This window comes from Micromonospora cremea (assembly GCF_900143515.1).
GTDB lineage: Bacteria > Actinomycetota > Actinomycetes > Mycobacteriales > Micromonosporaceae > Micromonospora > Micromonospora cremea.
On the sequence record NZ_FSQT01000001.1, the window covers coordinates 2,771,122 to 2,785,281 of the forward strand.

At 69.1% G+C, this 14,160-nt stretch carries 15 protein-coding genes; 4 read left to right on the forward strand and 11 right to left on the reverse strand.

From position 1 onward, the window contains the following. Positions 1–137 precede the first annotated feature (137 nt). Positions 138–1,484: a nucleotide disphospho-sugar-binding domain-containing protein gene (locus tag BUS84_RS12725; protein ID WP_159451016.1), complete on the forward strand. Its 1,347-nt coding sequence runs from the start codon at positions 138–140 to the stop codon at positions 1,482–1,484. Here BUS84_RS12725 and BUS84_RS12730 read toward each other — a convergent pair. From BUS84_RS12730 to BUS84_RS39870, 9 genes are all read right to left on the reverse strand, one after another. Continuing rightward, a complete protein-coding gene (locus BUS84_RS12730; RefSeq protein ID WP_074311612.1) occupies positions 1,418–3,004 on the reverse strand; it encodes an FAD-dependent monooxygenase in 1,587 nt (528 codons plus the stop codon). The genes BUS84_RS12725 and BUS84_RS12730 overlap by 67 nt on opposite strands. A 133-nt stretch (positions 3,005–3,137) precedes the next feature. Continuing rightward, positions 3,138–3,677, reverse strand: a complete 540-nt coding sequence (locus BUS84_RS12735; protein WP_074311614.1) for an SUKH-4 family immunity protein — start codon at positions 3,675–3,677, stop codon at positions 3,138–3,140. Beyond that, positions 3,674–4,216 (reverse strand): SUKH-4 family immunity protein, encoded by a 543-nt coding sequence (locus tag BUS84_RS12740; RefSeq protein ID WP_074311616.1) that lies wholly within the window; start codon positions 4,214–4,216, stop codon positions 3,674–3,676. Before BUS84_RS12740 ends, BUS84_RS12735 begins: the two co-directional genes overlap by 4 nt. After that, on the reverse strand, positions 4,213–4,743 hold the full coding sequence (locus tag BUS84_RS12745; RefSeq protein WP_074311618.1) for an endonuclease: 531 nt from the start codon (positions 4,741–4,743) through the stop codon (positions 4,213–4,215). Before BUS84_RS12745 ends, BUS84_RS12740 begins: the two co-directional genes overlap by 4 nt. Next, positions 4,736–5,230 (reverse strand): WXG100-like domain-containing protein, encoded by a 495-nt coding sequence (locus BUS84_RS12750; RefSeq protein WP_074311620.1) that lies wholly within the window; start codon positions 5,228–5,230, stop codon positions 4,736–4,738. Before BUS84_RS12750 ends, BUS84_RS12745 begins: the two co-directional genes overlap by 8 nt. Before the next feature lie 3 nt (positions 5,231–5,233). Continuing rightward, positions 5,234–5,557 (reverse strand): hypothetical protein, encoded by a 324-nt coding sequence (locus BUS84_RS12755; protein ID WP_074311622.1) that lies wholly within the window; start codon positions 5,555–5,557, stop codon positions 5,234–5,236. Next, positions 5,554–5,976 (reverse strand): YbaB/EbfC family nucleoid-associated protein, encoded by a 423-nt coding sequence (locus BUS84_RS12760; protein WP_074311624.1) that lies wholly within the window; start codon positions 5,974–5,976, stop codon positions 5,554–5,556. Before BUS84_RS12760 ends, BUS84_RS12755 begins: the two co-directional genes overlap by 4 nt. Positions 5,977–6,140: 164 nt before the next feature. Further along, positions 6,141–6,764, reverse strand: coding sequence for an HIT family protein (locus tag BUS84_RS12765; protein ID WP_074311626.1), 624 nt, complete (start codon positions 6,762–6,764; stop codon positions 6,141–6,143). 201 nt (positions 6,765–6,965) lie between these two features. Further along, positions 6,966–7,685 (reverse strand): hypothetical protein, encoded by a 720-nt coding sequence (locus tag BUS84_RS39870; protein WP_244298505.1) that lies wholly within the window; start codon positions 7,683–7,685, stop codon positions 6,966–6,968. On the opposite strand from BUS84_RS39870, the gene BUS84_RS12780 reads away from it, so the two are divergent. From BUS84_RS12780 to argS, 3 genes are all read left to right on the forward strand, one after another. Beyond that, positions 7,637–8,179 carry a DUF4386 domain-containing protein gene (locus BUS84_RS12780; protein WP_084757373.1) on the forward strand — a complete coding sequence of 181 codons (543 nt, stop codon included), beginning with the start codon at positions 7,637–7,639 and terminating at the stop codon, positions 8,177–8,179. The genes BUS84_RS39870 and BUS84_RS12780 overlap by 49 nt on opposite strands. A gap of 275 nt (positions 8,180–8,454) precedes the next feature. After that, positions 8,455–9,198: a protein kinase family protein gene (locus BUS84_RS12785; RefSeq protein ID WP_074312581.1), complete on the forward strand. Its 744-nt coding sequence runs from the start codon at positions 8,455–8,457 to the stop codon at positions 9,196–9,198. Positions 9,199–9,472: 274 nt separating this feature from the next. Continuing rightward, positions 9,473–11,191 carry an arginine--tRNA ligase gene (gene argS, locus BUS84_RS12790; RefSeq protein WP_074311630.1) on the forward strand — a complete coding sequence of 573 codons (1,719 nt, stop codon included), beginning with the start codon at positions 9,473–9,475 and terminating at the stop codon, positions 11,189–11,191. Positions 11,192–11,344: 153 nt separating this feature from the next. Here the strand turns inward: argS and BUS84_RS12795 are convergent, their stop codons facing one another. Beyond that, positions 11,345–13,036, reverse strand: coding sequence for a family 43 glycosylhydrolase (locus tag BUS84_RS12795; RefSeq protein ID WP_074311632.1), 1,692 nt, complete (start codon positions 13,034–13,036; stop codon positions 11,345–11,347). Between the two features lie 100 nt (positions 13,037–13,136). Then, on the reverse strand, positions 13,137–14,141 hold the full coding sequence (locus BUS84_RS12800; protein WP_074311634.1) for a substrate-binding domain-containing protein: 1,005 nt from the start codon (positions 14,139–14,141) through the stop codon (positions 13,137–13,139). Positions 14,142–14,160 lie beyond the last annotated feature (19 nt).

A 14,160-nucleotide genomic window follows, 5' to 3' on the forward strand; every position in this document is an offset into this window, starting at 1 on the left:
TGCCAGCGGCGTGCTGATCGCCGGCACGGCTGCCGCGGTCGTCGAGTTCGCCTGAGTTACCAGGTCTGCTACAACGTCGAAATGAGAAGACTCGGATGGCCAAGGTAATAGTTGGAGCGACTCCCTTTCAGGGACACGTGAGCCCGGTTCTCACGGTCGCGGCGGACCTGGTCAGGCGTGGTCACGAGGTGGTCGTGTACACCGGATCCCGGTTCGAGGAGCGCGCTCTGGCGATCGGAGCGCGATTCCAGGCCCTGCCGCCGGAGGCCGACCTCGACGACCGGACGTTGGACAGCCTCTTTCCGGTGCGGGCCACACTGCCACCAGGACCGGCCCAGTTGTCGTTCGACTTTGAGAACTTCTTCCTCGGCCATCTGCCCGCGCAGGTGCGGGATCTACGGGCGCTCCTGGCGAAGTTCCCCGCAGATGTGGTGCTCGGTGAGCTTGGGTTCTGGTCGATACCGGTGCTCAGCCTCTCCATGGCGCCGGAGGAACGCCCGACGCTCGTGACGCTGGGCTCTGTCCCCCTGCTGATCCAGAGCGAGGACACTCCCGCGTTCGGCGCCGGCATCCTGCCAACACCGGGCGAGGAGGCACGCGCCCGCAACCGAGCGATGAATGCTGAGGTGCGCCAGGTCTTCGCCGAGCTGCAGGGATTCGGCGAGGCGACGCTCGAGTCGCTGGGCGTGACGATGCCCGACTACCTCTTCGACGCGCCCTTCCGCCGTACGGACCACTACCTGCAGCTGACCGTGCCCAGCTTCGAGTACCCGCGCAGCGACCTGCCGGAGCACCTACAGTTCGTCGGTACGCTTCCTCCAGCCTCCGGCGGCGACCATGTGGAGCCGGCCTGGTGGCCCGAGCTGTCGGCCGGCCGACCGGTGGTGGTCGTCACCCAGGGCACCGTCGCCAACACCGATCTGAACGAACTCGTCATCCCCACGGTGCGCGCCCTCGCCGACCTCGACGTCCTCGTGGTGGCCGCCACCGTACGCGAGGACGGGCCGGACCTGGTGCGCCAGGCCCTGGCCGAAGTGCCGAACAACGTGCGGCTGGCCAGCTTCGTGCCGTTCGACCGGCTGCTGCCACACGCCGACGCGTTGGTCACCAACGGCGGCTACGGCGGGGTGCAGACCGCCCTGTACCACGGAGTGCCGCTCGTGGTCGCCAGTGCCAGCGAAGACAAGCCGGAGGTGGCCGCCCGCGTCGAGTGGAGCGGCACCGGTGTCAACCTGCGCACCGGCACGCCGGAGGTGACCGAGTTGCGCGCCGCGGTGCAGACGGTGCTGCACGACCCGGGCTACCACTCCCGGGCCGGGATCATGGCCAAGGAGATCAGCCAGTACAACCCGTTCGAAACGATCGCCGAAATCGTCGATCTGTCCGCCCGCCCGCGAGGGCGGCAAAAAGGGCGGAGTTACGGCCCGAGCCAGTGGTTCAGGTACGACAGCAGCCCGCTCGTGTCTCCGCCCCCGGACCGGTAGCCGATGTGCCCGTCCGGGCGGACCAGGTACAGGGCGGCGGCGCCGCTGGCGATGCCGAGTCGGCGCAGAGCCGGAGCGGCCACCGATCTCCCGACCGCTTCTGCGTCAGGTGCGTTGAGCCGGTGCACGGTCAGCGGGTACCGATCCAGCACCGCGGTGAAGGCGGGCGGCCAGGCCTCGGGCGGCCCGCACAGGAGCAGATGCCAGCCGGGCTCGGCCGTGAGCTGGTGCAGCGCCAGCCAGCCGGCGGGCTGTGGCGCATCAGGGAGTCGGTCCCCCGCCCGAGGTCCCTTGCGTGGGGCGCCGTGGCCCTGCGCCGACAGCGGGCTGCGCCGGTAGCCGATGCTCAACTCCGCCACCGCGCGGAAGGCGGTGGCACGCACGAACCTGGGCGCCATCACGAGGGGAATCAGCGTCGGCGCGATCCGCGTCCGGGCGAACCGGACGAGCGGACTGGTGCTCGTGGCGACGGTGAACGCCCGGTTGGTGAAGCGCAGCACCATCCGGCCGACCGGTGCGCGCTCCACCTCGTAGCTGTCCAGCAGCGCCGGGTCGCTGTTGCCGCGCAGGCTGGACGCGAGTTTCCAGCCGAGGTTGACCGCGTCCTGGATACCGGTGTTCATGCCCTGGGCGCCGGCCGGGCTGTGAATGTGCGCGGCGTCGCCGGCGAGGAACACCGGCCCGGCTCGGTAGCGGGCCGCGGCGCGGTGGTGAAGCCGGAAGTTTGTCATCCACACCGGGTCGCGCAGGCGTACGCTCGCGCCGCTGAAGGAGTCGGCGAGGCGCTGCACCTCGGGGAGGGTGACCGGGGCGTCCGGCGGGGTCGGATCGGCGGGCGGCCGCATGGCGATCAGCCGCCAGCTGGCCGGGCGGCCGAGCGGGAAGAGGAACAGCATCCCGTGCTCGGAGAGGAACACGTGCGCCGCACCGCCGGAGAGACCGTCGGCCTCCAGGTCGGCCAGGACGAAGGTCTGGGGGTACGAGCCGCCCTCGAAACCGATCCCCGCCAGGTGCCGGACGGTGCTGTGCGCGCCGTCGCAGCCCACCACGAACCGGGCCGCCACCCGCTCCTCACGGTTGTCCGTGTGTCGCAGCGTCGCCACCGCGCCGTCGCCGGTGCGGTCCAGCCCCACCAACTCGACGCCGCGCTCCACGCCAACCCCCGCAGCCGTCAGATGCACGCCCAGGAGCCGCTCGGTCTCGGACTGGGAAAGGAACAACAGATACGGAAAAGCGGTGTCCTCCATGCCCAGGTCGAACAACGGCACCGACCGCTCCCGGCCCCGCGCGTGCAGGCACATCCGCACCGCTGGATTGCCAGCCGCTACCAGGTCATCTGTCACACCGAGACCCTTGAGGACTTCGAGCGTACGAGGCTGGATCGCCAGCGCCCGGGACTCGTGAATCCGGTCGCGGGCACGGTCAACGAGACGAACCTGCACGCCGAAGGCCGCCAACTGGCGGGCCAGAGCCAGACCCGTCGGCCCCGCTCCGACAACCAACACCTCGACCGATGTCATCGGCTGAGGTTACGCCGGAAGCCGCGCCGAGGTTATGAGGCCACGTACGCAAAGGCGCGGGCGGCCGGGACCATCGGCGCCATGTGCACACGCTGAGCAATCGAGCAGGCGACGCGGCTCGCGGGCGACGAGGCTACTGGCGGGTGGACTCCAGCTGATCGAAGGCCATGCTCCACCAGGACTCCGGGTCGGCGAACGCGGACGAGTCGACGTTCATCAGGTCGGCGCGGATCGCGGCGGCGCGGGCTGCGCGGGCCCGGCCGCCCGGGTCGGTGGCGATGAGCTGCCCGAGCCGGTAGAGGAACTCGACGAACGCCGCGAACGTCGCGTTGACCGTCTCGAAGTTGGGCGTCTCCAGGTCCAACAGCACGACGGCTCCGGTCAGCGCGTCGAGGCAGAACAGCATCTGCGGGTCCTCGGGCGAGCTGCCGAGGACGATGTAGATGCGGGGGCCGGCGTCGCCGATCTCAATCTTCAGCTTGGAGAACAGCTCCAGGCCGGAGACGTTGACGTCGACCGTGAACAGGATCGGCACGTCGACCGGGATGGCCCCGAACGGCGGGAAGACCTCCGGCGTCAGCGGGCCTAGGACGTCGTCGAACCGGTCGAGCGGGAAGTAGATCATCCCGTCGGCGCCCCAGAGCGCGGTCAGCTCCTCATGTGTCGCGGTCAATCGTCCGTCTCCTCGTCCTCGTCGCCGGGGGCGGTCAGATCGTGCTCGTCGAGGAAGCCCCACCACTCGTCGTCGTCGAAGCCGACCTCGCCGTACCCGGCGCCGAAGACGTAGTAGGCGAGGAACGAGTCGAGGTCCGGCGTGACGTCGAGGAACAGCTCACGCATGAACCACTCGTCGGTGGTCTCCGCCGGGAAGTACCAGACCGCGCCGGTGTCGCGCCGAATCAGCAGCGGCTCGTCGTTCAGCGTGCCGAAGACAAGCCACTCGGCGGGTTCGTCGGCGACGCCGGTGAACTCGGGCATCTGCTCGATGTAGTACTGGATGTCGTCCAGGTCCGCGACCGCGGGCAGGTCGAACGCGCCGGCCAGGATGCCGTTGGCGGTTTCCAGCAGCTCCCGGACCGGCTGCGGCAGATCGGTCGGGATCGTGTCGGCCGGAGCGCCCTCGTTGATCTGGGCCCAGGCCAGCGTCGCGGGCTGGTCCGCCTCCAAGTCGGTACGCAGCTCCGCGATGAGCTCCCGCAGCTCCGGATTCAATCCACCACCTCTATTCGGATCGGTGTGCCATCGGGCAGTTTCTTGATTTGACGCCAGATCTGCCCGCCGACATCCCAGTTCGTTCTTCCGTGCAGGAGCTTCAGATTACTGACGTCGTCGGCGCCGCCGAGCTGCAGCTCCCACACATGGTCGGGCTGCTGATTACGGAGCCGGGCGGCGAGCTTGTTCGCCATCGCCTTGTCGTGAGGCCAGTACTTGTCGAAGATCTTCTGCCGGATGCGCTTCTTGTAGTCGGCCGTGATCTTCTTGTCCCGGGCGACAGGGTTCGCCTGCTTGAACAGCTTGCCCTCGTCGCTGAGCTTCTTCAGCGCGTTCATCTTCCGGTCGAACTGGCCGCGCGCGTGGAACGGCCTGCGCTGCACCTTGATGGTGACCTCGGGCAGGGCGTTGTTGCGCACCACCGGCTTGGCGGCGGCCTTCTTCACCGCCGCGCGGACGCCCTTACCAACCTTCGGCTTGGCCGCGTTGCCGCGTTGCTTCGAGCTCTTCGGCGCCCTACTAGGCATCGAGGAGTTCCTGGATCACCTGGTCGATCAGCAGGCCGACGATCTCCCGCGTGATCATCTGGAAGATCGGAATCTCGGCCAGCGACGCGCCGAACGTGACGACCGCGGTCGCGATCGCCTGCGCCACCTGGAACGCGAGGATCGCCAGTTGCACGATCACCTGGATCTTCAGCGCGAGCACGATCGCGGCGGCGATGATCAGTCCGGTGCCGATCAGCATCGCGGCCTGGGAGTAGTCCGGCAGCATGCCGGGACCGGTCTCCGGGTTGGACCACCACTTCTGGAACGCCTGCATCGACTCGCCATGGTGGTGCGACCAGACCGCCGCCGCGGCCGAGCCGGCCTCGCCGGAGGCCTCGGCGACCGTGCCGGAGAAGTCGAGCCAGGCCTGGGCCATCTCGAACAGCTTCTCCTCGTCGGCCTCGGGCCAGGTGTAGCCGATCCAGCCGAGTGCCGTGATCAGCTCACCCGGCAGCTGAAGTCCCATTCCTCACCCCAGCAGTCCCTGGATGCCCCGCAGCGCGTTCACGGAGGCTTCCTCGACCAGCTCGTAGTTGTCGGCCATCTGTGTCAGGTCGCTGCCGGCCGATCCGATCTCCTCGGCGGCCACGCCGATGCAGTCCAGGACCCAGGTGGAGGCCTCCGTGTACGCGATACCGATCAGCGAGCCGATGTCGTCGGCGCCCCACGGCTCGCCGTGCCCCTCCATCTGCGCCTCGAAGCTCTCCAGCCGCCCGATGAAGCGCTCGGCGGCGCCGATGACCTCGTCGCCGCCGGAACGCAGCAGCGCGGGTTCGACCTCGAAGCCGCTCATCGGGTGCCTCCCCGGGCTATCCGCTCCTGCGCGTCCGTGAGCGCCTGCAGGAACGCGCCGAGCCGCGGCACGGCCGTGTCACGAACCTGCTCCAGCTGCTCGGTGAGCTGCGAAAGGTCGCCGGACGCCGGTGCGGGGCCGGCGCCGCGCATGGAGTCGATCGCCGCGTTCACGGCCGCGATCACGTGGTCGCAGACCTCGGCCGAGCCGAGCCGCATCATCCGCGGGTCCAGCGTCAGCGACTCCAGCCGGCCATCAGCGCCAAACTCCGCACGGACCTGCCCCTCCGCGGACTCACCGATCCGGCGCAGGCGCGCGGCCTCCTCGTCCTCAGGAGCACTGTTGGTGGCGCGCAACGCGCCAACCGTCGCGTCCAGCATGCGAGCGAACTCCCCGCCCGCCGGTTCATTCATCGACATGCGCACTCCTCCGACGGCGTCCGGAACACCGGAGAGCGTAGTCAGACCGGGCAAATGGTCCCGCGAGGGGGACGCCACTGCGTACGGCGGGATCGGTGATGGAGGGGCACGGCCAGGCGGTGGCGACGGCCGTCACGGTGACATCCGGTCGTGGATCGGGCCGGTCAGGCGGCCGGTGCGCTGATGGGCGACCGGTGGCCTCCGTGGCACGCGACCAACGCGTCGGCCACGATTTGAGCGTCAGCTTCTGCGACGTCCGCTGGGTACTCCGGCAGCAGGTCGTCCCAGACGACCAGCCATGACCCATACAACTGGGCCTGCCCCTCGGGCCGAGCGAAGAACCAGACATGCAGATGGGCGCCACCATCTCCGATGCGGTAGACGTGGGCCCGCGAGATGTGCGGCAGTGCCTGCATGTGGCGGACGATGCGAGTGCTCAACAGCCCCAGTTCGGCGGCCAGTTCGTCAGGTAGATCCGCCATGTCGTAGTGGTCGCGCGGATACAGCATGAGCACCAGCGGAACGCCCACTCCTGAAATCCGGGCCAGCCGCCAGTGGTCGTTGAACCAGATCCCTTCGTCCCGGTCGCGGCAGGCGTTGCAGTCCGACGGATCCTCGCCGTGCCGCGCGGGCTCCGGGAGCACCGGCGGGCGCAACGGCGCTACGCGCAGTCCGTCCGGCTCGAACGGACTGATCTCCCATCCGGTCATGCGTGCCAACGGAAGCCGGCGCTCACCGTCCGCGACGGCGACGGCGTGGTCATAGAACTCGTCCGGTCGCAAGGCCATGTGGCGAAGCCTAGTACGACAGGATTACAAGATGATCAATAGCCCCGTGTGGCGGGCCGTGAGGCTGGCGCGTGTCCTGCCGTCATTGGCGGTAGGTCGTTGGCGAGGCCATGAACGGCACCGTCCACAGTCGGCACTGCACGCCTGTCCGCGCTGGTGCACGCGCAACACCCGCCACTCCGACGCCTGCTGCGGCGTGACCTATCGCGCGGCGCGCAACGCCGCCGCGATCTGGACGACATCCAGGTCGACGACGACCTCCTCGCCGTCCCAGACACCGCGCGAGGTGATCGCCAGGCCGATCAGAGCCAGCTCAGCGGCGTCGTCACGCAGGTCGTACTCTTCGCGACTCTCCTCGCCGACTCCGCCTGGTTCCTCGCGATCCCAGGCAGCGACCGCCGACTCAGCCACAGACCGAGGCAACCGCACGCCGACCCGACCGATCTGAGGATCAAGATGAGCCCCGATCGCCGCCAGCACGGCCCGGTCCTGCCGATATCTCACGAACTGTTCACGATCTACCACCCGCCGAGGGTACTCAGACCCAACCGAGTCACCGATGCGGTCACAGCACCAGTTGCCGCGAACCTCGCCTGTGTCAGGCAGGTCGAGGTACGCCAGCAGCCGCAGGAGCCCGCTCACGTGCGGGATGTCGTGCCACAGCGATACGACGCCCTCCGCATCTCGCTGCAGGAAGCTGGCCAGCTCTGCGAGATCGTCGCTGCTCTGCCCGCAGTCGATCTCCAGCTCCGGCCGCTGAACCATCCCGAATGCCGCACGAAGATCAACGTTCCAGTAGTGGTCGACGCCGAGCTGTGAGAGCTGGATCTGAGGACCGAATCGGCTCTCCGCGGCGTCCAACAGCATCGAGCATGCTCGGCGCAGATCCGCGATCCTCAGCACCGCATCAGCATCGGTCACGCCTCGTGATCCCTCGGGGTGACGTCACCCGACAGCTCCTCCTCGAAGCGGCTGTCATCACCGTCGGCATGGTCAGCGTCCTGTCGATCGTGACGTTGCGCCAGAACGGTGCGGGCCCGAGCACTGACGACGGCTCGCTCGCGGCGGTCGGGCAGTCGCTCGTGGCGATCCACGACTGGACGTTCCTGCTCGGTCCCAGCTTCATTCTGGGCATGAACACCCTGCTGTTGGCCTACCTGGTGTACCGGTCCCAGACGGTGCCACGGATCATCGCCGTGCTGGGCCTCATCGGAGGACCGCTCGTCACCACCTCCGCGGTTGCTGTGTTGTTCGGGCTCTACAGTCCGGTCGACCACGCGATCGCCGCGCTTCCCGTGTTCGCGTGGGAAGTCAGCCTCGCCGTCTACCTCATCGTCAAGGGATTCAGGCCCTCTCCCTTCACCGTCCGCGACATCAGCTCGGTAGCGGCACCCGCCACGCTGTCCCAGCCTTGAGAAGCAGCACCATCCGTGGCCGTCGGCTGCTCGACCGCGTGGTCAACGACAGCACCGGCTGGCGCAACCGCTGGACTCGGATGAACGCCTTCCCCTTCACCGCCCCCGACACGATCAGGGGACCGAGTGCAGGTTTCCAGACGCGCGCTCTACTGCCAGGTGGCGGTGTCGGGGTCGATGTTGTGGGCGCGTGCGCTGGCGTCGATGCTTTGACGGAACCACGTGGCTGACGATCGAAGAACGTGACGGCCACGTGCGAGCGTAGGTTCGCCAGCATGTCTGACCTGCCGCTCGCGTCCGCGTTCACGGTCTTCAGCGACCAGGACTCGGGATGCCTGTCCTACGGCGTCGAGGATGCCGGGCGCCGCTGGTTCATCAAGAAGGCCACCACGGTGCAGGCGCGACTCTCACTTATCCGGGCTGCCCAGTTTCACACCGCGGTCCAGCACCCGGCGATCATCCGCCCCGAGCAGGTTCTCAATGGCCCGGACGGGCCGGTGCTGGTCTACCCATGGCACGACGGCACGGTTCTCAACCACGCCACCAGGCACGGCTCCGACCGGGCCGCACTCACCCGGTTCCAACAGTTACCCCTTGCCGACGTCGAGGCGGCCGTCACCACGATCCTCGACGCGCACGTGGCCATCACGGCGACCGGCCACGTCGCAGTCGACTTGTATGACGGCTGCTTCCTCTACGACTTCGACAGTCGGCAGATGTGGCTGATCGACCTGGACGAGTATCGGCCCGGCCCCTTCATCCTCGATGCCGACCGCCTGCCCGGATCCCGCCGCTACATGGCCCCGGAAGAGTTCGTCCGTGGTGCCGTCATCGATCAGCGGACCACGGTATACGCCCTCGGCCGAGCCATCTGGCACCTGCTCGACTCTGTAGACGGCTGGCGAGGCTCCCCGACCCAGAGGCGGCTCGCGACCCACGCCACCCGGCCAGCACCCGGAGATCGACACCCCGATGTGATGAAGCTGGTCACCGCGTGGCGATCCACGCTCACGGCCTGAGACGGGCACCGGCCGGCCTGGGAAATGGCGTTGCGCGGCCCCCAGGCCGGCTGGTTAGGCTGCCGGGCATGACCAGCCCGCACGCGTTCCCGATGACGTCCCCTGACGTCCTGTTCGGCGCGCTGCGACGCCTGCGATCCAACGATCGCCTGCGCTGAGCCATTTTCTCTGCGACCGGCGGATCGAGCCGCCGGTCATCGCCGATCGTCCTCAATCCGCCGCATCCTCATCCGGTGATCCGCGAACGGCGGATCCGAGCGAGATCGGCGTACCCATGGATCTGGAGAAACTGCTGACCGACCGGCTGGCGCCGGCGTTCGCGACGGTGGCCGGCGAGCCGGTGGAACCGGTCGTGCGCCGCTCCCAGCGCGCGGACTTCCAATCCGACGCGGCGCTGGCACTGGCCCGGCGGCTCGGCCGGCCGCCGCGCGCCATCGCCACCGAGGTGCTGCAGCTGGCCGAGCTGGCCGACCTGTGCAGCGCGGCGGAGCTCTCCGGGCCGGGATTCCTCAACCTGACCGTCGCCGACGACGCCTTGGCCGGGCTGGTCTCCGCGCTGGCTACCGACCCTCGGCTGGGAGTGCCGTTGGCCGCCGCGCCGGAGACCGTGGTGGTCGACTACTCGGCACCGAACGTGGCGAAGGAGATGCACGTCGGGCACCTTCGTTCAACGGTGATCGGTGACGCGGCGGCCCGGCTGCTGGAGTGGTTGGGGCACCGGGTGCTGCGGGCCAACCACCTGGGCGACTGGGGTACGCCCTTCGGCATGCTGATCGAGCACCTGGCCGACCTGGGTGAGGCCGAGGCGGCGCAGGAGCTGTCCATGGGTGACCTGGACTCGTTCTACAAGGCGGCCCGGGTCAAGTTCGACGCCGACGAGGCGTTCCGCGAGCGGTCCCGGCTGCGGGTGGTGGCCTTGCAGGGCGGCGATCCGGCGACGCTGCGGCTGTGGCGGCTGCTGGTGGAGCAGTCCGAGCGCTACTTCCTGACCGTGTACGACCTGCTCGACGTGACCCTGACCGAGCGTGACTTCCACGGCGAGAGCAGTTACAACGACCTGCTCGCCCCGGTGGTCGAGGATTTGGACCGGCTTGGGTTGCTGCGGGAGAGCGACGGCGCGGCCTGCGTATTCCCGCCTGGCTCGATGGGCCGCGACGGCAAGCCGCTACCGCTGATCGTGCGCAAGTCCGATGGCGGGTACGGCTACCCGGCAACCGACCTGGCGGCGATCCGGCAGCGGACCGGCACGCTGGGCGCGACCCGGCTGCTCTACGTGGTCGGACTACCGCAGCGGCGGCACTTCGAGATGGTGTACGCCGCCGCCGCGCAGGCCGGCTGGCTGGTCCCGCCGGCCCGGGCCGAGCACGTCGGGTTCGGCTCGATCCTCGGCCCGGACGGGCGGATGCTGCGCAGCCGGGCCGGCGGTTCGGTGAAGCTGGTTGGGCTGCTGGAGGAGGCGATCGCCCGGGCCACCGCGCTGGCCCGGGAACGGAACCCGGAGTTGGGCGAGGCGGAGGCGGCCGAGGTGGGCCGGGCGGTCGGCATCGGCGCGCTCAAGTACGCCGACCTGTCCAGCGACCGTCACAAGGACTACGTGCTCGACTGGGAGCGGATCCTCTCGCTGGACGGCAACACCGCGCCCTACCTCCAGTACGCGTACTCCCGGGTCCGGTCAATCTTCCGGCGGGCCGGCGTGGCGGCCCGGCCGGAGGCGGGGATCTTGCTGGCCGAGTCGGCCGAGCGGGCACTCGCCTTCGAGCTGATCGGCTTCGGCAGAGTGGTCGACGAGGTGGCGGAGAATCTGGAGTTCCACCACCTGACCGGATACCTGTACCGGCTGGCCGCCGCGTTCAGCGCGTTCTACGAGCGGTGCCCGGTGCTGCGGGCCGACGGCCCGGTCCGGGAGAGCCGGCTGGTGCTCTCTGACGTGACCGCCCGGGTGCTCCGGCAGGGCCTCTACCTGCTCGGCATTCGGACCCCGGAACGGATGTGATCAGGTACGAGCACGTCAAGGTCGTCCTGCTACGGCTCCTGCTGTGAGTGGGCCCTCCGCCAGGCCGACGGGCTGGGGCGCGAGGGTGTTCGTCCTCGCGCCCCAGCCTGGTCCGTGAGTCCGCCGTCAAACAGCGGCAGGACAACCGGGCCGCTACCTCGAGCCGTTGAGGCCTGCCGCCAGCGCCTCGGCAAATGACGTGTCCGCTGCGGTCCCGCTCACCCCGAGCCGCCAGGTTCCCCCGGGAAGGTCACCGAGGGGCAACGACCGTCCGCCGGGCTGCCACAGCGGTTGCCATGCGATGGTTCCGCTGGGGCGGTGGAACCACCGGTTGTCCTCGTTCCAGGCCGAGTCGGCTCGGTAGGCGGCCACCAGCGTGGTCGTGTCGTCGGTGGCGAGGGTCCAAGGGGTGAAACCCGCGGCGTCGCCGTCCCTGTCCTGCTGGCCGGGGTCGCCGAGCTGCGGCAGGGCCGAGTCCAGACTCCAGGCGGCTTCCCAGACCGGCGCGGTGGTCGGGCCGGCCACGTGCCAGACGAAGCTGAGGTCCGTGGTGGCCGTATCGAACCGGAACCGCCAGTCGGCGGTCACCGGCTCGTTTCCGAGGGGGATGCCGGTGAGGCTCAGGTCGGTGCCGTCGGCGGAGACCGTCACGTCCCTGGCGGCGCCCGCCACGTCTGTCGGCCCGAAGGCTCCGACCGCGAGGTAGGGCGCCGTGGAGCGGGACGACGAGTCCGTGACGGGTCGATACTCGCCACGTCCGGCGGGATCGGCGTCATAGGAGACCAGCCGCGCCTGAGGTGCTGTCTGCACGACGGCACGGTAGTAGGGAGTGGTGACGACGCGGCCCTTCGTCACCACCGGCGTACGCCAATGCAGCGGTGCCAGCCAGAGTCCGCCCTGGCCCCAGCCGGCACCGGTGACGTACCAGTCGCCCGTGCCGGAGTCGTCCTTGACCACCTCGGCTGCGTGCGCGTCGATCTGCCCCGCCAACTGGTCGACGGTGAAGTGGAAGGGGTCGGCGCTGCGGTACACGCGGGTGTCCTGGTATCCGCTCTCACAGCACACGAAGAGATACCACGAGCCGTCGTGACGCACCACGAACGGCGACTCGGTCGGTCCGCCGAAGGTGCCGGTGGCCGGGTGTTCGAAGGCCGTCCGCCGCGAGCCCCAGTGCACCAGGTCGGTGCTGGTGCGGTAGGCGACGATGTGGTGGCCACCCGCCGGTGTGCTGTTGGCGGTGTAGTACATCACCCACTGGTTGCCGACCCGGGTGACCATCGGGTCCCGGCCGTCGAAGCCGTCGGCGAACAGCGGGTTCGCCGGGTGCCGGGTCCAGGTCTTCAGATCCTTCGACGTGGCCAGCTGCATCCGGTAGGCGGTGTGGTCCGCGGTGCCACCCGCGTAGTACATGTAGTACGTGCCACCGTGGAACAGGACGTACGGCGCCCAGATGTGGCTCTCGCCCGCGGCGGGGTCGGCCTCCAGCGCGAACGGCTGCTTCGTCCAGGGTCCGCCCGGAGACGGCGCCGTGGCGTGGCCGAAGAACCGCTCGTCGAGCGGGTTGGCGGGCTCGGCGTGGGTGATCGCGAAGATGTGCCACTCGCCGGTAAGTCGGTCGCGCACCATCGTGTGGTCGTTGTAGTACCAGCGCTCGTTCTCGCCGACGCTCGGGTCGTAGACGTGCACGAAGTCACCGGCGCCGACCACGGTCGACCGGTTCTCGTACGGCTGGTTGTCGATCGCGGGCGGGTCGGCCGCCCGAGCCGCGACCGGTGTCACGATCAGGCTCAGTGCGACCGCGAACAGCGTGGACAGCCGGCCAACGCGGGACGGTAGGCGGGGCATCGCATTCCTCCAGGGCTCGAGCGGGTTTCGGTGGCGGTCTCCCGGTCGTTCGGTGATGGGGCCCGCCAGCCTGCGCGGCGGGCCCGCACCTGAGGAACTGTTACTGCTTGCCGCCGAGCTCGGTGTAGGCCTGCGCGGCGTTCTCCTTGGTGATCTGCATGGTGCCGAGGGTGGTCGACTTCGGCACGTCCTTCGTGCAGTCGACCAGGATCTTCTTGGCCAGGTCGATCGCCTCGCGTCCGCCGGTCGCGTACTGGAACGTCGCCTGCAGGCGACCCTGCTCGACCGCCTTGATGCCGCCGGACGCGACGGGCAGAGCGTCGATCCCGGTGAACTTGATCGCCGTCTCCTTGCCGGCGGCCTTCGCCGCGAGGTAGGCACCCTCGGCCATCGGGTCGTTGTGCGCGTACACGGCGTCGATGTCCGGCTGGGCCTTGAGCATCGCGTCCATCACGCTCTGCCCCTTCTCCCGCAGCCACTCAGCGGTCTGGGTAGCAACGATCTCGATCTTCGGGTTGCTCGCGATGCCCTCTCGGAAGCCCTGGGCGCGCTCGGCGGCCGGGGTGGAGCCGGGCAGCCCGGAGATCTCGACGACCTTGCCGCCCTGCGGCAGCAGCGTCTTGGCGTAGTACTCGCCCGCCGCCTTGCCGATCGCCACGTTGTCGCCGCCGATGAACGCGGTGTACGCGTCACCCTCGACCTTGCGGTCGAGCACGATGACCGGGATGCCCTGGTCGTACGCCTTCTTCACCACGCCGGTGAGCGGCTTCGCCTCGTTGGGCGAAATGATCAGCAGGTTGATCCCCTGGGAGAGGAAGTTCTCCACGTCGGCGACCTGCTTGCTGTTGTCCTGCGCCGCGTCCGAGACGACGACCTGGAAACCGGGCACGGCCTTCGCGGCGGTGGTCACGTCATCGTTCATGACCTGCCGGTACGGCTCGGCGTTGTTGGCCTGCGACATACCGATCAGGAACTCCTTGCCGCTGCCACAGTTGGCCGAGGCGTCGGTGCCGCTGTCGCCGCCGTCCTTCTCGACGCTGCACCCCGCGGTGGCGGTAAGCACGGTCAGCGCGAGGATGGTGATGGCTCTTCGGGTGTAGCGCATGATTCCTCCAAGGTGGTGG